This is a genomic window from Duganella rhizosphaerae (assembly GCF_040364205.1).
Classification (GTDB): Bacteria; Pseudomonadota; Gammaproteobacteria; order Burkholderiales; family Burkholderiaceae_D; genus Rugamonas; species Rugamonas rhizosphaerae.
The window spans coordinates 175,266-196,360 of the sequence record NZ_BPWK01000015.1 but is presented as its reverse complement, the minus strand read 5'-3'; the positions used below and the strand labels follow the sequence as shown (position 1 = coordinate 196,360).

Below are 21,095 nucleotides of genomic sequence, written 5' to 3'. Positions count from 1 at the left end.
GGCCCGCGCGCCCCGGTGCGCCGCGAGTCGGTTACTTAGAATTGTTGGTGGTCCGAAGGGCTTAAAACATTTGAAAAAAGCATAGCCACCAGGAAACTAATATTCCTCTCAGTGTAGCCTTCTTTGCTCAGGCCGCCACTTTTTTTCCTGTCTGGAGTGGCGTTTTTTTCCGCCGCCTGTGGCTAGAGTGCGCTTTCTTGTCTCGCCTTCATCATTGAGCTTTTTTTACTATTTGGTTTCAAACGTGGTGACGCCGTCCCAGTCCACGCCGGGAGGATGAGCTCGATAGTATGCGATGCGCTCAGTATATAAGGAATACAGGCTGCGGTCCGGCAATAATGTCTTCAATTCAACAATTATCTCCATTGCTTGATCCCACTGTTGCGCGCGCACGGCAGCGAGCGCCGAATGCCAGCGCTCCAGCTCGCTGCGGGTGGCCGGATCGAGATCTTTTTCCAGAGCTATCGGTTCGAAAATCGCCACCGGCTCGTTCTTGCCCTTGACCCGCACCAGGTCCAGCTCGCGGTAGGCGTATTCCGGCGCGGCGGCGCGGGTGGCCTCGCCGACCGTGATGCCGACCCCGTACACCTTGGTGATGCCCTCCAGCCGCGAGCCCAGGTTCACGGCGTCGCCCATGACGGTGTAGGCGCGGCGGATTTTCGAGCCCATGTCGCCCACGTGCATCAGGCCGGAATTGAGGCCGATGCCGATCTTCAACGGCGGCCAGCCGCGCGCGATGAACTCGTCGTTGAGACGGTGGGCGGAAGCCTGCATCAGCAGCGAGGTGGCGACCGCGCGGCTGGCGTGGTCGGCGAACGCCACCGGCGCGCCCCAGAAGGCCATGACGGCGTCGCCGATGTACTTGTCCAGCGTGCCGCGGTGGCTGTCGCGGATGTCTTCCGACATCGCCGTCAGGTACAGGTTGATGTATTCGCGCAGCTGCTTGGGCGTCAGCCCTTCGGAGATGGTGGTGAAGCCGCGCACGTCGACGAACAGCACGGTCAGCTCGCGGCTTTCGCCGTCCATATTGTATTTTTCGGGATCGTCGGCCATCTCGGCCACCAGCTCGGGCGCCACGTACTCGCCGAAGCGCGACACCAGCGCCTGCCCCTTCCTGACCTCGAAGAAATAGCCCCAGGCCACGTTGAGCACGAACACGGCGGCGACCACGATCAGCTGCATCGCCAGGTTGTAGATCAGGTCGAGCGAGGCGTATTCGTAGTAGTTCAGGCCGAAGCTGGCAGCCAGCACCAGCACGCCGAGCAGGATGGAGCGCAGCGGCGACAGCGCGGCCAGCGCAAAACTCAGCACCAGGCCGATCGCCAGGATCTGCCCGGCCTCGAGCGCAAACGCATAGTAGGGACGCGACTTGAAACGGTTGTCGAGGATGGACTTGATGATGTTGGCGTGGATTTCCACCCCCGGGTACTCTGCCTTGACCGGCGTCGCGCGCAAGTCGACCAGGCCGGGCGCGGTGGTGCCGATCAGCACGGCCGTGCCCTTCAGCAGCGCAAGCGGCGCGCGTCCGGTCAGCACGTCGGCCGCCGACACATAGCGGAAGGCGCCGCCGGCCGGGCCGCCGGTACCGCGGAACTGCACCACCGTGGTCATCGCCTCGCCGACCGGGATCACGCGCTGCTTGCGCTCCGGCAGCAGGATGGTCAGGGCGTCGTAGCCGCCGCTGTCGAGCTGGTTCTGCGACAGCTGGTCCACCGACTCCGTCAGCAGCGGCTTGATCGCCAGCGCGCCCAGGTACAGGCCGGCGGTGGCCACCGACAGCGAGGGATAGTATTTGTCGCCGACCTGCTGGATCAGGTAGGCCGAGCGGACGATGCCGTCCGGGTCGGTGGAGACGGAAAAACTGCCGCCGCCGGCCGCCGCCCGCTGCAGCACCGGCACGTTGGCTTCGTAGCCGGGGGCGTTGTAGGCGGTCAGTTCGCGGCCGTTCAAGTCCTGCTCGCTGAACAGCGGCTTGGGCAGCTCGCCCTTGACCTGGTCCGGCGACAGGTTGAAGCCCAGGATCACCGGCTGCCCGGCCAGCGCGGCGGCGAACAGGCCGTCGTAGTCCAGCGCGGGCTTGAGCTCGGCCAGTTTCTGCCTGAGCGCCGGCACGTCGCTCAACTCCTTGTTGGACAGTTTCTCCAGCACGCCGTAGCCGGAACTGGTGTCCGGCTCGGGGAAGGAAATATCGTAGCCGACCGCCTTGACCTGATAGTGGCCGGTCAGCTGCGAGATCAGCCGGGCCTGGATGTTGCGGCTCCACGGGAAGCGGCCGAACTCGGTCAGCGCCTTGCCGTCGATGTCGACGATGACGATGCGCGGATCGAGCGCGGGCGCCTCCAGCTTCATGCGTTCGCCGGCCAGCAGGTTGTCGAAGCGGGCCACGGCCTCGCTCTCCCAGATGTTGAGCGTGTACAGCACGCCGGCCGTCGTGATGAGCACGCCCAGCAGCCAGCGCGGGCCGTACTTCAACAGGGTCTTGGTCCACTTGGCGGGGATCAGGCGCACGCGCGCTCCTTCCGGGGGTTAGGACGTCAGGGCGTTAGGGCGTATATCCGGGGATCTTGGCTTCGTCGATGTCGTCGATCTGTTTTTCGTCCATGTTCTTCTGGGCGAACACCAGATAGATCTTGCTGCGGATGAAGATGTCGAACAGGTCGGGGTCGATGTGGCCGTTGAGCGAGAAGTTGCCGAGGATGCGCAGCGACTCCGACAGCATCTTGCCTTTTTTGTAAGGCCGGTCCTTGGCGGTCAGCGCTTCGAAGATGTCGGCGATCGCCATCACCCGCGCCTGGATCGACATCTGCTCCTTGGTCAGCCCGCGCGGATAGCCCTTGCCGTCCATGCGCTCGTGGTGGCCGCCGGCGTATTCCGGCACGTTCTTCAGGTGCTTGGGCCACGGCAGCGCCTCCAGCATGCGGATCGACATCGAGATGTGGTTGTTGATGACCTTGCGCTCGGCGTCGGTCAGCGTGCCGAACTTGATGGTCAGGTTCATCAGCTCGTCGGCGTTGAAGAACTCCTGCTCGACGCCGTCCACGCCGACCCAGCGGCGCTGGCCGATCTGGCGCACGCGCTCCTGGTCTTCCGCCCTCATGCCCTCGCCGCCGATGTTGGCGACGCGGATGAAGTCGCGCTCCTCGCGCAGCGCGGCCTGCAGCTGCGCCAGTTCGGCATCGATGGCGCCGTGGTCGCCGCCGGCCAGCTTGCGCCGCAGCGCATCGATCTCGGCGTCGCGCAGCAGCACTTCGAAGCGGGTGTCGATGACGGCGATGCGGTCGAAGATGGTTTCCAGCTTGGTGGCCTTGTCGACCACGTGCACCGGCGTGGTGATCTTGCCGCAGTCGTGCAGCAGGCCGGCCAGCCACAGTTCCTTGCGGTCCTGCTCGGTCATGCGGAAATCGGCCATCGGGCCGGTTTCGGTGCTGTGCACGGCTTCGGCCAGCATCATCGTCAGTTCCGGCACGAACTGGCAATGGCGGCCGGTGTACGGCGATTTTTCATCGATGCCGATGTTGATCAGGTTGACCAGCGATTCCAGCAGCTCTTCCAGCTGGGCGATCAGGCGCTGGTGGGTCAGCGCCACGGCGGCCTGCGCCGCCAGCGCCTCGATGAAGCGCTGGTCGGTCTGGCTGAAGGCGCGGATGGCGCCGGTGTCGCTGTCCTTGGCGTTGATCAGTTGCAGCACGCCGACCAGTTCGCCCTCGTGGTCGCTCATCGGCACGGTCAGGAACGATTGCGAATGGTATTGGCGCAGCTGGTCGAACTTGACCATGCCGGAAAAATTGAACACATCCGCCTTGTAGACGTCCTCGATGTTGACCGACAGGCCGAAGTGCGCCGCGTAGGCCGCCACCGAGGCCAGGTTTTTTTCGCCGTTCTCGTCGAACAGGGGCACGCCGGGCGCGGAAATCGGCTCGCCATTGATGCCGCCTTGATGTGTCTTAAGGGTATCGTTGATCAGTATGGTGAAATCGAGGAAGCGTTTGTCTTCGCTGGGACGGTACAGGGTGCCGCCGTCGGCGTTGGTCATGCTTTTCGCAACGATCAGGATACGCTCCAACAAGGTATCGGTATCGTGGCTGCTGCCCAGCTGGACGCTCAGTTCCGTCAGCTGGTCGAGCCGCTGTGAGATCTGCGTTTGATTCAACTCTTGCATGGTTGTTTTTTCAATACCTGTAGTATGGGCTTGCGCTAGCCGCCAGACGCTCAGGCGCACTTTCGAAGTGTATCTCTAGCACAAGCTGTTGTACACCGGCAAATGCTCCACGACACAAATTAGCGCAGGCAGTGTCGGGTTTTTCCCTGTTGCCGAAAAAAAAAGCTATCATCGATCGCAGTATTAAGCATAAAAAACTAGGGATTTCGTATGAAATTTATTTTTTGGGGGGTGCGCGGCTCCATTCCCTCCCCCGGCCCGCGCACCGCGCGCTATGGCGGCAACACCACCTGCATCGAAGTGCGCACCGACGACGACACCCTGATCGTCATCGATGGCGGCACCGGCATCTTTTCGCTGGCCCAATCCCTGTTGCAAAACAAAAGAACGCCGGTCCACGCCAACATCTTCATCACCCACAGCCACTGGGACCACATCCACGGCCTGCCCTTCTTCACGCCGCTGTTCGTGCGCGACAGCCGCGTGCGGCTGCACGGCGTGACCGACCCGGTGACCGGCAACGGCATCGAGCACGTGATGGGCGTGCAGTTGCAAAACAGCTATTTCCCGGTCAGCGAAACGCAGATGGACGCCACCATCGAATACCAGACCCTGACCATCGGCGAAGCGATCCGGGTCGGCGACGCCACCGTGCACAACGTGGTGATGAACCACCCGGTGACCGACCTCGGCTACCGTATCGAGTGCAACGGCAAGTCGGTGTTCTTCACCGGCGACCACGAGCCGCACTACAACATCCATCCGGCCGACCACCCGGAGCACGACGCCTACCAGCAATGGATGGCCGAGCGCAACGCCGCCATCGACGCCACGGTGCGGGGGGTCGACGCGCTGATCGTCGATTGCTCCTACACCCGCGAGGAATATCCGGCCAAGCAGGGCTGGGGCCACGGCACCTTCGATTCCGCCTTTTCCATGGCGCTGCGCACCGGCGCCAAAGCGCTATACTGCACCCATCATGAACCGACCCGCAGCGACGACGAACTCGAAGCCGTGTTCGCCGACGTGATGGCGCGCCACGCGCCGCTGCTGGGCGACCTGAAGGTCTTCCTCGCTTATGAAGGCATGGAAGTGTTACTGACCTAGCGAAAGCGATCATGAACGACGCCGGCACCCCCAGTCCACACCACAGCGATGTCGACCTGCGGCTGGCGTTTTTCCAAAAGCTGCAAACGGTCACCACCAAAATCCACGCCACCAGCAACCTGGACGAGATCATGCTCGACCTGGGCATGGAGTTCTGCGACCTGTTCAACTGCGACCGCTTCACGCTGTACGCGATGGACCATGAAAAAGACTACATCGTCTCCAAGGTCAAGACCGGGCTGACCTCGTTCCGCGACCTCAAGCTGGCGGTGACGCCGGCCTCGATCGCCGGCTACGTCGCGCTGACCCGCAGGACCATCAACCTCGCCGACGTCTACGACCAGGCCGAGCTGGCGCGCTACTCGCCGGAGCTGCGCTTCCAGCAGGGCGTGGACCAGCGCACCGGCTACCGCACCAAGCAGATGCTGGTGGCGCCGCTGATCGCGGTGCAGTCGCGCGAGCTGCTCGGCGTGGTCCAGTTCATCAACAACCGCAACCGCGCGCCCTTCTCTTCCATTGCCGAGGACGGCGTCAAGGAGCTGTGCGAGACGCTGTCGGTGGCCTTCAGCCAGCGCATGAAGCCGCCGCAAATGGTACGCACCAAATATGACGGCCTGGTGACGGACGCGGTGCTGTCGGCGCCCGAGCTGGAGCTGGCCACGCGCTCGGCCCGCAAGAAGGACCACGACATCGAGGATGTGCTGATCGACGAATTCCAGGTCAAGCTGGCGGCCATCGGCGCCTCGCTGGAGCGCCACTTCGGCGTGCCGTACGAGCACTTCAGGGCGGACCGCATCAAGCCGGTCGAACTGCTGCGCAACCTGAAGCGCCAGTACATCGAGGAATCCGGCTGGATGCCGCTGGAGGACGGCAAGGACGGCATGCTGGTGGTGGCGCTGGATCCGGAGCGGGTGGCCCACACCCACATCGTCAACCAGATCTTCCCCAAGGCCAAGCCGGTGTTCCGCGTGACCAGCAACCGCGAGTTCCGCATGATGATCGAGCACTTCTTCGGCGCCGCCGGCGACAGCGGCAGCGTCGGCGAACTGCTGTCGGGCATGGACGACGATGACGGCGATGGCGACGGCGGCTCGGCCGAAGTGTCGGAAGCGGTCGAGAACGAGCTGGTCAAGCTGCTCAACAAGATCATCGTCGACGCCTACCGCCAGGGCGTGTCGGACATCCACATCGAACCGCTGCCCGGCAAGGGCAAGACCGGCATCCGTTTCCGCAAGGACGGCACGCTGGTGCCCTACATCGAGATCCCGGCGTCCTACCGCAGCGCGCTGGTGGCGCGGGTCAAGATCATGTGCGACCTCGACATCTCCGAGCGCCGCAAGCCGCAGGACGGCAAGATCAAGTTCAAGAAATACGGCCCGCTGGACATCGAGCTGCGGGTGGCGACCATCCCCTCGGCCGGCGGCGTCGAGGACATCGTCATGCGCATCCTGGCGGCCGGCGAGCCGATCCCGCTCGACAAGCTGGGCGTGCTGCCGTTCAACCTGGAGCGCCTGCGCGCCACCATCGAGAAACCGTATGGCCTGTTTTTCGTCTGCGGCCCGACCGGCTCCGGCAAGACCACCACGCTGCACTCGGTGCTGAACTACCTGAACACGCCGGACACCAAGATCTGGACCGCCGAGGATCCGGTCGAGATCACGCAGAAAGGCCTGCGCCAGGTGCAGGTCAACCGCAAGGCCGGGCTGGACTTCGCCACCGTGATGCGGGCCTTCCTGCGCGCCGACCCGGACATCATCATGGTCGGCGAAATGCGCGACAAGGAAACCGTCGGCATGGGCATCGAGGCTTCGCTGACCGGCCACCTGGTGTTCGCCACGCTGCACACCAACAGCGCGCCGGAATCGATCGTGCGGCTGCTGGACATGGGCATGGACCCGTTCAACTTCGCCGACGCGCTGCTGGGCATCCTGGCGCAGCGGCTGGCCAAGCGCCTGTGCGGCAACTGCAAGCAGGCCTACCAGCCGACCGAGGCCGAACTCGATCTGCTGCTGACGGAATTCTGCGAGGAACTGCTCAGCACCGAGAGCTTCATCAAGGACCGCGCCGCCGGCCGCGCCGCCGTGCTGGCCGGCTGGCGCCAGCGCTACGCCAAGGACGGCAAGTTCACGCTGTACCGCGCAATCGGCTGCGACGAGTGCAACAAGGGCTACAAGGGCCGGGTCGGCCTGCACGAGCTGATGACAGGCAGCGACAAGGTCAAGAAGCTGCTACAGGAGCACGCCCGCGTCGCTCAGCTGCTGGCGGCCGCGCTGGAAGACGGCATGCTGACGCTGAAGATGGACGGCATCGAGAAAGTCTTGCTGGGCATCACCGACATCAAGATGGTGCGGGCGGTCTGCATCAAGTAGGCGCGCTTGCCGTGGCGCGGCGTGGCGCGGCGCTCGGCCAGCGCGCGCAGGCGCGCCACGCCGGCCTTCAGGTTGAAGGAGCGGCCGGCCAGCAAGGCGTCGACCAGCTGCGTCGACATCGCCAGCGCCGACCCGGCGGCGACCTTGGCCCTGGCCGAGTACGGCAGCACCAGGCGGTAACGGCCGCGCATGCGCGGCACCACGCCGACAAAGCCCAGCGTCACTTCATTGAACGCCAGCCGGCGCAACTCCATCGCCACTTGCTGCACCAGCTGCACCAGTTGCGGCACCTCGTCGCAGCGCATGCCCACCAGGCCGCGCTGGCGGCGCAGGCCGGGCAAGGCCAGCTGCAGACGCCGCTCGAGCGCGCGCATGGCGGCCGGGGTCGGCGGGTCGCGGTCCAGTTCGAGGATGCCCAGCAGGCAGGGCTGGGTGCTGTAGCGGTTATCGCCGGGCAAATAACGTTGATCGGTAATTCTCATGGTCTGTCTTCTTTAAAAATACAGACAATATTGTGACCAGGCTCGCGGCCGCACGGAAGCAGTGCACGGGCCTTGCGCTTGTAAGACAGCGCCGACAGCTAACGTGCGCTTAAGCGGCCCGTGTTAAACCGTCACGGCAGCTGCTTCTCAAAGCAGACGGCCAGCGGGTTGCCGATGTATTTGCCGTAGTTGGCGATGCGGCGGTAGCCGCGCGCTTCGTAGAAGTCGACGGCGCGGCGGTTCACCAGGCGCGTCTCCAGCCACAGCGCCTGGTAGCCCAGGGACACGGCCTCGTCCTCCAGGAAGCGCAGCACCGCGCTGCCGACGCCGCTGGTGCCGTGGCGCGCGTACATGCGCTTGATCTCGGCCACGCCCGGCTCCAGCGGCCGCAGCGCGCCGCAGCCCAGCGCCTGGCCGGTGCCGTCGCGCGCCACCACGAAGCAGCCCGCCGGGCCGCAGACGTCGTCGATGTCGAAGGAGGAGCGGCCGCTGTCGCCGGTGATCGATTCCAGCGCGGTCGACAATTCCTCCATCAACAGCAGGGAGTCGCGGGCGGTGGGATCTTCGGTCTGGAGTTGGATGTCGGTGTTCATAGTGGGCAAATTATTGCACAGTACAGATCACCAGTTCCGGATCGGCGTTGATGCGCACCGGAATCCGGCTGCACCCCACGCCGCGACTGACGATCAGCTCGCCATTGCCGGCCACCGGGAAGCGTCCATAATGATAGGGACGCGACAGCGGACCGTCCGGCAGCACCAGCGGCGTGCCGTCGCGCAGCGCGATCTGGCCGCCGTGCGTGTGGCCGGCGAAGGCGACGTCGTAGCGCTGGCCGGTCAGCTTCAGCAGGCCGTCCGGCGCGTGCATCAGCAGCACGCGCACGGCGGCGTCGGCCACGCCGGCAAAGGTGGCGGCGCCGTCGGGCTCGCCGGTCCAGGGATCGTCCATGCCGCAGATCGCGACATTGCCGAACGGCGCGGGCAAGGCTTGCGCGCGGTTGACCAGCATCTGCACCCCGGCCGCCTCGAAGCGGCGGCAGATCTCGCCGTCGTCGGTGGACAGGTCGTGGTTGCCCAGCACGGCAAACTTGCCCAGCGGCGGACGGCAGGCCGCCAACGGCGGGCTCAGCACGGCGACATTGGCCGCCGGGCCGGACACGTAGTCGCCGCCCATCAGCAGCACGTCCGGCTGTTCGGCGGCGATGCTGGCGAACAGATCGTGGAAGATGCCGGCGTGGGTCGGCGGGCCGGCGTGGAAATCGGAGGCAAACGCGATCTTGAGCGGGCGCGGCAGGCGCTGGCCATGCGCCAGCGTGATCGTGTGGCGGGTCACGCCGAGCCGGCCGTGCAGGCGGCTGTGGTAGCTCAGCGCGCTCACCACGCCCCCCATCAGGACGACATTCAACAGCGCCTCCAACCTGCTCCGGTGCGGTGAAAAATGCTTGCTGCGGGGAACTTTCATGGGAAGGCGATCAGACGGGTAAAGAGGCGGCATGATAGCCTATTTGGAACGCCTCGGGCCGGCGGGGAGCGGATTACAGGCTGCGGCTGGCGCGCTGCGCCGAACAGCGCAGCGCCGCGTTCAGCGCTTCGGTGAACTGGTCCAGGTTCAGCGGCTTGGTCAGGTAGCACATGAAGCCTTCCTGCCGGCTGCGCGCGACATCGTGCGACATCGCATTGGCCGACAAGGCGATCACCGGAATGTCGCGCGTGGCCGGATCGGCGCCCAGCAGCTTCATCGCTTCGCTGCCGCTCATGCCGGGCAGGTTGATGTCCATCAGGATCACGTCCGGCCGCTGCTCGCGCGCCAGCCGCAGGCCGGTGGTCGCTTCGGTGGCGCTCAATAGCTTGAGGTCGCCGCGCAAGCCGATCAATTCCCGCACCAGCAACAAGTTGGCCGGATTGTCCTCCACATACAGCAGGGTGCGCTGCCCGGCCCCGGCGACGGCCGGCAAGTCCACCGGCATGATCTGGCTGAAGCCGGTGTCCACGCGCAGAGCCGCGGCCGCCTTCAGCTCGATCCAGAACACGCTGCCGACGCCGACGGTGCTGCTCACGCCGATGGTGCCGCCCATCATTTCCACCAGGCGCCGGGTCATCACCAGGCCGATGCCGGTGCCCTCCTCGCCCGACGCTTCGCGCCCGAGCCGGTTGAACGGCTGGAACAGCTGCGCAAGCTGGGCCGGCGTGAGGCCCTCGCCGCCGTCCTGGATCGCGATCCGGGTGCGCTCGGGCGACAGGGCGATGCAGGTCACGCTGACCAGCCCGCCCTTGCGGTTGTACTTGACCGCGTTGCTCAGCAGGTTGAGCAGCACCTGCTTGAGGCGCGTGTGGTCGGCCTGCACATACATGCCGGGGTCGAGCACGAAGCGCAGGCGCAGGTCGCGCTTGTCGGCCAGCGGCGCTATCATCTGCTGGCAGCTGGTCATGATCTCGTCCAGCTCGACCGCTTCGACCGACAACGACAGCGTGCCCGACTCGACCTTGGCCAGGTCCAGCACTTCATTGATCAGCACCAGCAGGTGCTTGCCGGCCTTGAGGATGTGCTGGACGAATTCGCGCCGCTTCTCCGGCGTCACCTGCATCTTGTCCGTCGCCAGGATCTGCGCGAAGCCGAGGATGGCGTTGAGCGGCGTGCGCAGTTCGTGGCTCATATTGGCCAGGAAGGTGGACTTGGCCTGGTTGGCCTGCTCGGCGTTGATCTGCGCGCGCCGCAGCTCGGCCACGAACTGCTTGCGTTCGCTGATGTCGGCCAGCACCACCACCGACTGCCGCACGCCATGCACTTCGAAATCGTTCATCGCCAGTTCCAGCGGCAGCTGGCGGCCGTCGCGGTGCAGGCCTTCGACCTCGCCGTCGCGGATGAAGGCATGCTCGCTGTCGACCGCCAGCTCCGGTATCAGCAGCGAGATGTGGCGCCCCACCACGTCCGCCGCGGCGTAGCCGAACACCTGGCCCAGCGCCGGGTTGGCGCTGATCACCACGCCGGCGGCGTCGGTGGTGAGCACGCAATCGGCGATGTTGTGCACCACCGCGCGGATTTCCTCTTCCTTGAAGTGCAGCTCGTCCAGCGCTTGCGCGTACTGCGTGGCGCGCTGCTCGTTTTGCAGGTTGAGGCGCTGCAGGTCGGCGCTGCGCTGCAGCGCCTGCTCATGGGACACCACCAGGCGGGCAAACAGCTTGTTGCTCTCCCATAGCAGCACGATCAGCACGCAGCTGGCGGCAAACAGGCCGTAGATGCGGCCGGCGTACCAGCCGACGTCGTAGCGGCCGGCGTTGAGCACCGCCGACAGGCCGATGTCGCACAGCCAGGCCCCCATCACCACGCCCAGCCACAGGTCCAGCAGCGAACGGCTGGAATAGCGCCACAACACCGCCAGCGCGACCAGGCTGGCGCCCCAGGTGCCGGCCAGCACGATGCGGCCGGCCAGCGTGTAGTGGCCCGACACCAGGATAGGCGGCAGCAGGTCGTGGCCGACCGTGGCCAGCACGGTAAAGGCGGCGGCCGCCAGCAGCGCGGCGGCGATCGCCCACAGCGCCGCCAGCCGGGACGGCGCCGGCTGGCGGGGCCGCTGGCGTTCGCGATGGCCCAGCAGCGCATACGCGGCAACGCAGGCGGGGAAGCCGCCGTGCCAGAACACATACAGCCAGGCGGTGGCCTGGCTGTGTCCGCCCAGCCAGCCGCTGGGCGAGAACACGCCCGGGAAGGTCAGCATGTGCGGCACGGTGAGCAGCGCGGTGAACAGGTAGGCGCCGGCCAGCACCAGCAGCGATCTCGAGCGCAGGATGCTGAAGTGGCCGAACAGCATCACGGCCGTGATCAGGTCGTTGAGCAGCAGGCTCGATTCGTAGATGGGGATGAAGGCGGCCAGCGCCGGCAATGGCACTTGGGTGTAAGGCAGCAGCGCGCAGAACACCAGCGCCGACACCAGCGTGAGCACCAGCGCGCGCTTGCGGGCCGGCCGGTCTGCCTCCATCAATGGCAACAATGGCAAGTTTGCTGCCGGCGACGTCTCCGTCATGCATCCTCCACGGTGGTTGCCGGCCTATCAGCCTGCAAGCAATTGTACATCCGCACGCGACCGACTTGCATCTGGCGAAATAAATGCAAGCAACTGCGGCTTACCTGCAACACATTCTGGCGGCTTTTCAAATGGACTTGCGCGGCTTCATTGTCGCCACGTATGACATGACTGATCGCGCCCAGCCTGACCACGGCCCACCACGGCCGCCGCCCATCTTCGTTGGTCGGCGCCGGCCGTGCTTCGTCGCGAAAGCGTCGTCGTTGGTCGGATATGGCTGGCGTGCAGCGGCGCCTTCGGCCATATTCCGATGCGGCGCCGGCGTGCGGCGAAGCACAACCCTGGAGGAGTGAGATGTCGGATACCCTGATGACGAACGGCGCCATGCCCTATGGCCGCAAGCTGCGCATGCGCGCCGGCCAGGCGCTGAAGGCCGCCGCCGCGTTCTGGTTCGCGGTGATGGCGGCCGGCCAGGCGGTGTTCCTGACCTATATCGTGTCGTTCTATGGCGGCGCTGTCGCGGCGGACGACTGGATGCGCTGGAACAAGGTGCTGCCGGTCGGTTACGTCCCCGGCGACCGCGCGGGCAACTCCGCGCTGGCCGCGCACCTGGCGATCGCCGCCCTCGTCACGCTGGCCGGACCGTTGCAGCTGATCCCGGCGGTACGGGCGCGCTTCCCGGCGTTCCACCGTTGGAACGGGCGCGTCTATGTGGCGGTCTCCATCGTCACCGGCATCGCCGGCGCCTACATGGTCTGGACCCGCAACGCGGCCGGTGACATCACCCAGCACTGGGGCACCACACTAAACGCCGTGCTGATTACGCTGTGCGCGGTGATGGCGGTACGCCACGCGCTCGCGCGCCGGTTGGACGCCCACCGGCGCTGGGCGCTGCGGCTGTTTCTGGTGGTGAGCGGCAGCTGGTTTTTCCGCGTCGGCCTGCTGTTCTGGATCCTGGTCAATGGTGGTCCGGTCGGCTTCGATCCCAAGACCTTCACCGGCCCGGCGCTCAACGTGCTGGTATTCGGCGAATCGCTGCTGCCGCTGGCGCTGCTGGAACTCTACCTGCGCGCACGCGAGCTTGGAAGTCCTGCGCACAAGCTGGCCGCGGCGGCCGGCCTGACGCTGCTGACGCTGGCAATGGGCGTGGGGATTTTCGGCGCCAGCATGGCCATGTGGCTGCCCCACATTTCCTAGGCGTCACTGATCGGCTCGGCGGCGGCCTCGGCGATACCGCTGGCGGCCATGGCGCGGCAGTAGCGCTCCAGCTTCGCCGTGTCGCAGTGGACCTCCAGCTTGCTGACGCGGCCCCAGCGCAGTTCGAATTCATGCACGCCCTGGTTGGAGCCGCTGCTGCCGTCGGGCAGCGTGAAGCGGTCCTTCCACGTCACGGTGGCGACCGTACGCCACGGCCAGCCGGTGACGGCGACGGCGTCGATCTCGAAGCGCAAGCCCGGCAGCAGCCGCGCCAGCCGCCCGTACCACTGCGTGGTCGACGCCAGCGTGCGGCGCTCGCCCGCCAGCGGATGATGGCCGTGCATCACGTGACGGTGCGCGGATGCGAACTGCGGCAGCACCCGCTCGTAGGCGCCGGCGTTGATATCCCCAAAAGCGCGCCGCAGCTTGCGGCCGACGATAAAGTGGTACATGGCAAACTCCAATCTTTACACTGGAAAGATCTGTATAGTGCGATGATATCTTTCTCATGTCAAGATAACTTTATGACCAGCAAACCCTACCACCACGGCAATCTGCGCGACAGCCTGCTCGATGTCGCCGACGCCCTGCTCGCGCAGAATGGCGCGCAGGCGCTCACCTTGCGCGAAGTGGCCAAGGCGGCTGGCGTATCGCACGCGGCGCCCTACCACCACTTCGCCAGCCGCGAGCAATTGCTGGCGGCGGTGGCGGCGCGCGCCTTCGCCGGGCTGGCCGCGGCCATGGCGGCGGCGGACCGCGACCTTGCCCGCCCTCAAGGCGAGCGGCTGATGGATATCTGCGAGGTGTATGTCGAATTTGCCCGGGCGCGGCCGGCGCAGTTCCGCCTGATGTTCGGCCCGCTGCTGGCGCAAAAATCCCGCCACCCGGATTTGAAGCAGGCGGCCGAGAGCGCATTCATTGTGTTGGTCACGGCGGCCACCGCTTTCGACGCGGCGCGTGGGCCGGAGCTGGCACTGACCGGCTGGAGCCTGGCGCACGGCCTGGCCAACCTGGCGATCGACGAGGCTTTCACGGATCTGCCGATAGAGGTCCCCGCGCCGGCCGTGCTGGCGCGCGCGATGGCGGCGCGGATGCTGGGACTACAGGGCGGCGTCGACCAGTAACTGGGGCTGCAAGGCGCGGATGCGCAGTTCGGTGAAGTAGCCGCCGGCCTCGTTGTAGCGCAGGTAGTGGCGGCCGCAGTTCAGGCAGCGCGCGACCTGGCTCAGGTTGCACGGATAGTAGCGCGGCGCGATCGGCGCGTCCTCGCTATCGTAGCGCGTGCCGTGTGGGTGATATTCGGCGAAGGTCGGCTCGTCGTACGGGTCGTCCATCAGCGTGCCGACTTCTTCGAAGCGGTCCAGCTCCAGCGAGGTCGGCAAGCGTTGCCAGGCCGCCAGCGTAACGGTATTGCAGCTGCACGGAGCCGTCACGGCTGCCGAAGCCCGGGCCAGTTGCATCAACTGCGCAAATTCGATTTTCTGCATGCTGCGTCCATCAAAAAAGGGAGCCGAAGCTCCCTGGTTTTTACATGATGTGGTGACCGACCCACCAGGCCAGCGCGGCCACGAAGGCCGAGGCCGGGATGGTGAACACCCAGGCCCACACGATGTTACCCGCCACGCCCCAGCGCACCGCCGACATCTTCTGCGCCGAACCGACGCCGACGATCGCGCCGGTGATGGTGTGCGTGGTCGAGACCGGCACGCCGAAGTGCGAGGCGATCAGCAGAGTCAGCGCGCCGCCGGTTTCGGCGCAGAAGCCGCCCACCGGTTTGAGCTTGGTGATCTTCTGGCCCATGGTCTTGACGATGCGCCAGCCGCCGAACAGCGTGCCGAACGAGATCGCCGTATAGCACGAAATCACCACCCACAGCGGCGGCGCCGTGTCGCCAACCGGCACCTGGCCGACCGCGATCAGCAGCATCCAGATGATGCCGATGGTTTTCTGCGCATCGTTGCCGCCGTGGCCCAGGCTGTATGCGGCGGCCGACGCCAGTTGCAGGCGGCGGAACCACTTGTCGACCCGGCGCGGCGTCGAGCGCACGAAGATCCACGACACGATCAGCATGATGATGGAGCCGAACACAAAGCCCATCAGCGGCGACAGGATGATCCACTGCACCGTCTTCAGCAGGCCGCCGCCGACCAGCGCGCTGGTGCCGGACTTGGCCACCGCGGCGCCGACCAGGCCGCCGATCAGCGCGTGCGAGGACGACGAGGGAATGCCGTAGTACCAAGTGAACAGATTCCACACGATGGCGCCGACCAGCGCGCCGAAGATCACATACTGATCGACGATGCCGGGATCGATGGTGCCCTTGCCCACTGTCGAGGCCACGTGCAGGCCGACCACGAAGATCGCGGTGAAATTGAAGAACGCGGCCATGGCCACCGCCGTCTGCGGCTTGAGCACGCCGGTCGAGACCACGGTGGCGATCGCGTTGGCGGCGTCGTGGAAACCGTTCATGAAGTCAAACACCAGCGCCAGGGCGATCAGGATGCCCAGCACGTAGATGCTGATTTGTAGGGTATGCATGTTGGACTATTCTTTGGTGTAGTTATTATGCGTTATGCGTTTTCGACGATGATGCCTTCGATGATGTTGGCCACATCTTCGCAACGGTCGGTCACGGTTTCCAGGATCTCGTAGATGGCCTTCATCTTGATCAGGTTGCGCACGTCCGGTTCGTCGCGGAACAGCTTGGACATGGCGGCGCGCATCACGTGGTCGGCGTCCGATTCCAGGCGGTCGATCTCTTCGCAGATGGCGACGATCTGGCGCGAGTTGTCCATGTTGTGCAGCAGGGCCACGGCGTCGCGCACTTTCTCGGCGCAGGCCAGCACCAGCTCGGCCAGGCGCTTGGCTTCCGGCGTGACCGAATGCAGGTCGTACAGCGAGACGGTCTGGGCGGCGTCTTCCAGCAGGTCGAGGATGTCGTCCATGCGGGTGATCAGCTTGTGGATGTCGTCGCGGTCGATCGGCGTGATGAAGGTCTTGTGCAGCAGGTCGACGGTGGCGTAGGTGATCTTGTCGGCCTGCTTTTCGATGCTCTCGATCGCGTGCACGCGATTTTCCAGATCGTCGAAATTGGACATCAGGCCCAGCATTTCTTTTGCACCTTTGACGCACAGCTCGGCGTGTTGGTTAAACAGGTCAAAAAATTTGCCCTCGGTGGGCATCAAACGTCCAAACATTTTATTCTCCGTTCCATTAATTACTGCAGATCGCCGTCCCGGGTAAGGACGGCGTAAAGATTAATCGTGCTGGCTTAGTCGCCTTGGTACAGCGCCAGGTTACCGGTGTAGTTGCCAAACTTGGTGTACTGGCCGATCCAGGTCAGGCGCACCGAACCGATCGGGCCGTTACGCTGCTTACCGATGATGATCTCGGCCGTTCCTTTATCGGGCGAGTCCGGGTTGTAGACCTCGTCGCGATACAAGAAGATGATGACGTCCGCGTCCTGCTCGATAGCGCCGGATTCGCGCAGGTCGGACATGACGGGACGTTTGTTGGGGCGTTGCTCCAGCGAGCGGTTCAGCTGCGACAGCGCGATCACCGGGCATTGCAGCTCTTTGGCCAGGCCCTTGAGCGAGCGCGAGATTTCCGAGATCTCGGAGGCGCGGTTGTCGCCCTGGGTGGAGCCCTGCATCAGCTGCAGGTAGTCGACCACGATCAGGCCGAGCTTGCCGCACTGGCGCGACAGCCGGCGCGCGCGCGCGCGCATCTCGATCGGGTTCAGCGCCGGCGTCTCGTCGATGTACACCTGGGCGTCGTTCATTTTCTGGATGGCGTGCGTCAGGCGCGGCCAATCCTCGTCGTTCAGCTTGCCGGTACGCAGGCGGTGCTGGTCGAGCTGGCCGACCGAGCCGAGCATACGCATGGCCAGCTGCACGCCGCCCATCTCCATCGAGAACACGGCGACCGGCAGGCCTTCTTCCACCGCGACGTTCTCGGCGATGTTCATCGAGAACGCGGTCTTGCCCATCGACGGGCGGCCGGCCACCACCACCATGTCGCCCGGCTGCAGGCCGGAGGTCATGCGGTCGAGGTCGATCCAGCCGGTCGGCACGCCGGTGATCTCGGAGCCGGACTCGCGCGAATACAGTTCGTCGATACGCTCGACCACCTGGGTCAGCAGCGGCTGCACCGGGATCCAGCCGGCGGCGCCGCGGGCGCCCTGCTCGGCAATGGCAAAGATCTTCGATTCGGCCTCGTCGAGCATCTGCTTGACTTCCTTGCCCTGCGGGCTGAAGGCCTGGCCGGAGATTTCGTCGGCGACCGTGATCAGCTGGCGCAGGATGGAGCGATCGCGGACGATCTCGGCATAGCGGCGGATGTTGGCGGCCGATGGCGTGTTTTGCGCCATCGCGTTCAGGTAGGTCAGGCCGCCCACGTCCTCCGCTTTGCCCAGCTGGGTCAGGGTTTCAAACACGGTGATGACGTCGGCCGGCCTGGACGCGTTGATCATCTTGACGACTTGCTCGTAGATGATGCGGTGGTCGTAGCGGTAAAAGTCTTCCGGATGCATCATATCCGCAATGCGGTCGAACGCCGCATTATCGCGCAGCAGGCCGCCGATGACGGACTGTTCTGCTTCGATGGAATGCGGCGGGACGCGGAGTGAATCTACTTGCGGATCGGAGGGGGCGTTCATGGCGCGAATTATACCTGCTTGCTTGGGCCGTATTACAAATTTATGACGAGAAAAAAGCCGGGCAAGCCCGGCTTTTTCAATGTGTTGCTATACCGACCAGACGTCGCCGTCCGGTCAAATATCAGGCAGCTTCGCCTACGACAGCAACGGTCACTTCCACCACCACGTCGGTGTGCAGAGCAACGCTGACTGGGTGCTCGCCAACGGTCTTCAGAGGACCGGTAGGCATGCGCACAGCAGCTTTTTCAACAGCGAAACCAGCTTTGGTCAACGCTTCAGCGATGTCGAAGTTGGTCACGGAACCGAACAGACGGCCGTCAACACCAGCTTTTTGCGAAACGGTCACGGTCATGCCGTTCAGTTTCTCGCCTTGGGCTTGAGCAGCAGCCAGCTTTTCAGCAGCGGCTTTTTCCAGTTCAGCGCGCTTGACTTCGAATTCAGCAACGGCGGACGCGGTAGCGCGGCGAGCCATTTTTTGCGGAATCAGGAAGTTACGTGCGTAACCGTCTTTAACTTTAACGACTTCACCCAGGTTGCCCAGGTTGACGACTTTTTCTAACAGAATGATTTGCATAGTTCTTCTCCAGGATCTTATCTAGACGACGCGATTAAGCGTGGTGCAGATCGGTGTAAGGCAGCAGCGCGAGGTAGCGAGCGCGCTTGATTGCGGTGTCAACTTGACGCTGGTAGTGCGCCTTGGTACCGGTCAGACGTGCTGGCATGATTTTGCCGTTTTCCTGGACGAAGTCTTTCAGGGTGTCGACGTCTTTGTAGTCAACTTGTTCTACGTTTGCGGCGGTGAAGCGGCAGAACTTCTTACGCTTGAACAAAGGGTTCTGTTGCTTGCGCTTTTCTTTCAGCTTGAGCTTGTTTTTGTCGAACTTTTTACCGAATGCCATTTTAGGCTCCTGTATCTAAATTGAGCTGTCTGGGACAGCACTAAAATCAATGATGTGAAACACCAGGCTTTTGCTATTGCGATTCTTCTTGTTCAGAAAACCGGTGAACTGATACATGCCTGCCAGTGGCGCCTGACTGAAGCGGCCTGAAATCTCGCCCGCGGCAACCGCGGAAATTTCAAACTCGCTCAATCGGGCGATGCCTGCCTCCATCTGCTGGGATCGGTGCTGGAGTACAGCGTTCACGATCGGCATGCCGGCCGGGGTGTAGCGCAAGGCGTCCCGTTCGGTGATCAAGGCAACGAATTGGCTAAAATTCACTGGAGCTGGTTCAGCTCGGTTCTGGAACAATTAGGCCGCAGGAGCAGCAGCAACTGCTGGAGCTTCGGTGCGATGCGATTTCGCTGCATCTTCACGTTGTACCGACTTCATCATCGGCGAAGGAGCGGTTTCCGCTTTCTTCATCTTGACGGTCAGGTGACGCAGCACGGCATCATTGAATTTGAAGGCGGTTTCCAGCTCGACCAGGGTCTCGTTGTCGCATTCGATGTTCATGCAGATGTAGTGTGCTTTAGCCAGTTTCTGGATCGAGTAAGCCATCTGACGACGGCCCCAATCTTCAACACGGTGCACGGCGCCGCCGCGGGTGGTTACCGAGGCTTTGTAACGCTCGATCATGGCGGGCACTTGCTCGCTCTGGTCCGGGTGGACGATAAATACTATTTCATAGTGACGCATGCAAACTCCCTTAAGGACTGTGAATATAGCCCACCCTGGCGTCAAGACAGGTGTGGGAAGAGGTAAGCCCGCGACTATAGCAGCTTTTTCGGCAAAAAACAATCCGGGGTCAGATCTGACATTCGGACACGGCCTCGACCGTAATGCGGCGCCACGGTCGAGGCCGTGTCCGAATGTCAGATCTGACCCCACCATGAAATTATTTCGTGCTAAGCAACAAATTCCCTTGCATTTCGCTTCACACTGTACAAAAATACAGACTGTCTATATACACAGGCCCAAAGCACTCTATGATCAAGCTCACAGCAAGACAGGAACAAATTCTCAATCTGATCAAGGATGCCATCGAAAACACCGGCTTCCCGCCGACCCGCGCCGAAATCGCCAATGAACTGGGCTTCAAATCCGCCAACGCGGCCGAGGAGCATCTGCAGGCGCTGGCGCGCAAGGGCGCGATCGAGATCGCCGCCGGCACTTCGCGCGGCATCCGCCTGCTGGGCGTGCACGCCGAACCGGCCGCGTCCAAGGCGCCGGTGTCGCTGATGATGTCGCTGCCGCTGATCGGCCGCGTGGCCGCCGGCTCGCCCATCCTGGCGCAGGAAAACCTGGAGACCAGCTACAGCGTCGACCCGGCCATGTTCTCCTCCAAGCCGGACTACCTGCTGAAGGTGCGCGGCGAATCAATGCGCGACGCCGGCATCATGGACGGCGACCTGCTGGCCGTGAAGAAGGTGGACAGCGCTAAGAACGGCCAGATCGTCGTGGCCCGCATCGGCAACGACGTCACCGTCAAGCGCTACCGCAAGACCGGCTCGGTCGTCGAACTGCTGCCGGAAAACCCGGACTTCAAGATCATCAAGGTCGATCCTGAAGCCGACGAGTTCGCACTGGAAGGCCTGGCCGTCGGCCTGATGCGCAGCTGGCACTAAACTCCTAGCGCTTGCCGGCCGTCTCCGGCAGGTGCGACAGGTCGCGCGCGCTCAGGGCGATGTCGCCGCGCCGGCCTTCCCACGCGGCCTGCGCCAGCGTGACCGCATCCGCCTGGCGTTTGGCCTCGTCCGCCACCCGCACGAACACCTCGCTCATCAAGGCCTGTGCGGCGTCCATTTCATCGTCCGTCATCAGGTCGGCCAGGTCGGGAGGAATGCTCTTGCCGACCGGCAGCGCGGCGTTGTAATTGGCAAGGAACTGCTCGTAGCAGCTGTGCCACGCGGCCAGCGCCTGCGTCACCGCAGGGCCGCCGGCCAAGGCCGGTCGCATCGGAATATTGGGAAGCTGGCAGTTGAAACGGGCCAGCGAGATTTCGGCGCCGTCGTAGCGGCTGGTGTAGTACTCGATCTCGGCTTGCCGCGCGAGGCGGCGAGCCTGGTCGTCGGCGAAGGCGTTACTCGACAGCACGGTCAAGGCAAGTACCCATGCTGCTCTCATAACGCCTCCTCCCGCTTAGCAAAATTGAAAGCTTAGAT

General features: G+C 64.1%; 21 protein-coding genes. 5 read left to right on the top strand and 16 right to left on the bottom strand.

What is annotated here, in order from left to right; genetic code table 11:
• Nucleotides 1-228 precede the first annotated feature (228 nt).
• Nucleotides 229-2,508, bottom strand: coding sequence for a CHASE2 domain-containing protein (locus RUGAMON1_RS26415; protein WP_445233320.1), 2,280 nt, complete (start codon nt 2,506-2,508; stop codon nt 229-231).
• A gap of 34 nt (nt 2,509-2,542) precedes the next feature.
• Nucleotides 2,543-4,159: an HD domain-containing phosphohydrolase gene (locus tag RUGAMON1_RS26410; RefSeq protein WP_445233319.1), complete on the bottom strand. Its 1,617-nt coding sequence runs from the start codon at nt 4,157-4,159 to the stop codon at nt 2,543-2,545.
• A gap of 210 nt (nt 4,160-4,369) precedes the next feature.
• On the opposite strand from RUGAMON1_RS26410, the gene RUGAMON1_RS26405 reads away from it, so the two are divergent.
• Together RUGAMON1_RS26405 and RUGAMON1_RS26400 are read left to right on the top strand one after the other, a co-directional pair.
• Nucleotides 4,370-5,266 (top strand): MBL fold metallo-hydrolase, encoded by an 897-nt coding sequence (locus tag RUGAMON1_RS26405; RefSeq protein WP_445233318.1) that lies wholly within the window; start codon nt 4,370-4,372, stop codon nt 5,264-5,266.
• An 11-nt stretch (nt 5,267-5,277) separates the two neighbouring features.
• Nucleotides 5,278-7,635 (top strand): ATPase, T2SS/T4P/T4SS family, encoded by a 2,358-nt coding sequence (locus tag RUGAMON1_RS26400; protein ID WP_445233317.1) that lies wholly within the window; start codon nt 5,278-5,280, stop codon nt 7,633-7,635.
• Here RUGAMON1_RS26400 and RUGAMON1_RS26395 read toward each other — a convergent pair.
• The 4 genes from RUGAMON1_RS26395 to RUGAMON1_RS26380 form a co-directional block, all read right to left on the bottom strand.
• Complete coding sequence (locus RUGAMON1_RS26395) at nt 7,518-8,117, bottom strand: hypothetical protein (RefSeq protein ID WP_445233316.1); 600 nt, start codon at nt 8,115-8,117, stop codon at nt 7,518-7,520. The two genes, RUGAMON1_RS26400 and RUGAMON1_RS26395, sit on opposite strands and share 118 nt — an antisense overlap.
• Nucleotides 8,118-8,248: 131 nt before the next feature.
• Nucleotides 8,249-8,710 carry a GNAT family N-acetyltransferase gene (locus RUGAMON1_RS26390; RefSeq protein WP_445233315.1) on the bottom strand — a complete coding sequence of 154 codons (462 nt, stop codon included), beginning with the start codon at nt 8,708-8,710 and terminating at the stop codon, nt 8,249-8,251.
• A gap of 10 nt (nt 8,711-8,720) precedes the next feature.
• Nucleotides 8,721-9,521 carry a metallophosphoesterase gene (locus RUGAMON1_RS26385; protein ID WP_445233314.1) on the bottom strand — a complete coding sequence of 267 codons (801 nt, stop codon included), beginning with the start codon at nt 9,519-9,521 and terminating at the stop codon, nt 8,721-8,723.
• 130 nt (nt 9,522-9,651) lie between these two features.
• Nucleotides 9,652-12,138, bottom strand: a complete 2,487-nt coding sequence (locus RUGAMON1_RS26380; RefSeq protein ID WP_445233313.1) for an MASE4 domain-containing protein — start codon at nt 12,136-12,138, stop codon at nt 9,652-9,654.
• Nucleotides 12,139-12,492: 354 nt separating this feature from the next.
• Between RUGAMON1_RS26380 and RUGAMON1_RS26375 the strand changes: the two genes are divergently transcribed.
• A complete protein-coding gene (locus tag RUGAMON1_RS26375; RefSeq protein WP_445233312.1) occupies nt 12,493-13,335 on the top strand; it encodes a DUF2306 domain-containing protein in 843 nt (280 codons plus the stop codon).
• On the opposite strand, the gene RUGAMON1_RS26370 is transcribed toward RUGAMON1_RS26375, so the two are convergent.
• Nucleotides 13,332-13,787, bottom strand: a complete 456-nt coding sequence (locus RUGAMON1_RS26370; protein ID WP_445233311.1) for a nuclear transport factor 2 family protein — start codon at nt 13,785-13,787, stop codon at nt 13,332-13,334. The genes RUGAMON1_RS26375 and RUGAMON1_RS26370 overlap by 4 nt on opposite strands.
• Nucleotides 13,788-13,859: 72 nt before the next feature.
• Here RUGAMON1_RS26370 and RUGAMON1_RS26365 point away from each other — a divergent pair, with 72 nt between their 5' ends.
• Nucleotides 13,860-14,459 carry a TetR/AcrR family transcriptional regulator gene (locus tag RUGAMON1_RS26365; protein ID WP_445233310.1) on the top strand — a complete coding sequence of 200 codons (600 nt, stop codon included), beginning with the start codon at nt 13,860-13,862 and terminating at the stop codon, nt 14,457-14,459.
• Here the strand turns inward: RUGAMON1_RS26365 and RUGAMON1_RS26360 are convergent.
• The 8 genes from RUGAMON1_RS26360 to rpsF all read right to left on the bottom strand — a co-directional run bounded on the left by RUGAMON1_RS26360 (nt 14,436) and on the right by rpsF (nt 19,629).
• Nucleotides 14,436-14,822: a hypothetical protein gene (locus tag RUGAMON1_RS26360; RefSeq protein WP_445233309.1), complete on the bottom strand. Its 387-nt coding sequence runs from the start codon at nt 14,820-14,822 to the stop codon at nt 14,436-14,438. The two genes, RUGAMON1_RS26365 and RUGAMON1_RS26360, sit on opposite strands and share 24 nt — an antisense overlap.
• Before the next feature lie 40 nt (nt 14,823-14,862).
• The gene (locus RUGAMON1_RS26355; protein ID WP_116990167.1) at nt 14,863-15,873 is read right to left on the bottom strand and encodes an inorganic phosphate transporter; all 1,011 of its coding nucleotides are present in this window, start codon (nt 15,871-15,873) and stop codon (nt 14,863-14,865) included.
• 32 nt (nt 15,874-15,905) lie between these two features.
• On the bottom strand, nt 15,906-16,532 hold the full coding sequence (locus tag RUGAMON1_RS26350; RefSeq protein WP_026334225.1) for a DUF47 domain-containing protein: 627 nt from the start codon (nt 16,530-16,532) through the stop codon (nt 15,906-15,908).
• Between the two features lie 74 nt (nt 16,533-16,606).
• A complete protein-coding gene (locus tag RUGAMON1_RS26345; RefSeq protein ID WP_445233308.1) occupies nt 16,607-17,992 on the bottom strand; it encodes a replicative DNA helicase in 1,386 nt (461 codons plus the stop codon).
• A 121-nt stretch (nt 17,993-18,113) separates the two neighbouring features.
• Nucleotides 18,114-18,566 carry a 50S ribosomal protein L9 gene (gene rplI / locus RUGAMON1_RS26340; RefSeq protein ID WP_116990169.1) on the bottom strand — a complete coding sequence of 151 codons (453 nt, stop codon included), beginning with the start codon at nt 18,564-18,566 and terminating at the stop codon, nt 18,114-18,116.
• A gap of 34 nt (nt 18,567-18,600) precedes the next feature.
• Nucleotides 18,601-18,891 (bottom strand): 30S ribosomal protein S18, encoded by a 291-nt coding sequence (rpsR, locus tag RUGAMON1_RS26335; RefSeq protein ID WP_008450941.1) that lies wholly within the window; start codon nt 18,889-18,891, stop codon nt 18,601-18,603.
• A gap of 15 nt (nt 18,892-18,906) precedes the next feature.
• Nucleotides 18,907-19,212 carry a primosomal replication protein N gene (gene priB / locus RUGAMON1_RS26330; RefSeq protein WP_445233307.1) on the bottom strand — a complete coding sequence of 102 codons (306 nt, stop codon included), beginning with the start codon at nt 19,210-19,212 and terminating at the stop codon, nt 18,907-18,909.
• Between the two features lie 30 nt (nt 19,213-19,242).
• Nucleotides 19,243-19,629, bottom strand: coding sequence for a 30S ribosomal protein S6 (gene rpsF / locus RUGAMON1_RS26325; RefSeq protein WP_445233306.1), 387 nt, complete (start codon nt 19,627-19,629; stop codon nt 19,243-19,245).
• Between the two features lie 290 nt (nt 19,630-19,919).
• Between rpsF and lexA the strand changes: the two genes are divergently transcribed.
• Nucleotides 19,920-20,558, top strand: a complete 639-nt coding sequence (lexA, locus tag RUGAMON1_RS26320; RefSeq protein WP_445233305.1) for a transcriptional repressor LexA — start codon at nt 19,920-19,922, stop codon at nt 20,556-20,558.
• A gap of 4 nt (nt 20,559-20,562) precedes the next feature.
• Here lexA and RUGAMON1_RS26315 read toward each other — a convergent pair whose 3' ends face one another.
• Complete coding sequence (locus RUGAMON1_RS26315) at nt 20,563-21,057, bottom strand: hypothetical protein (protein ID WP_445233304.1); 495 nt, start codon at nt 21,055-21,057, stop codon at nt 20,563-20,565.
• Nucleotides 21,058-21,095 lie beyond the last annotated feature (38 nt).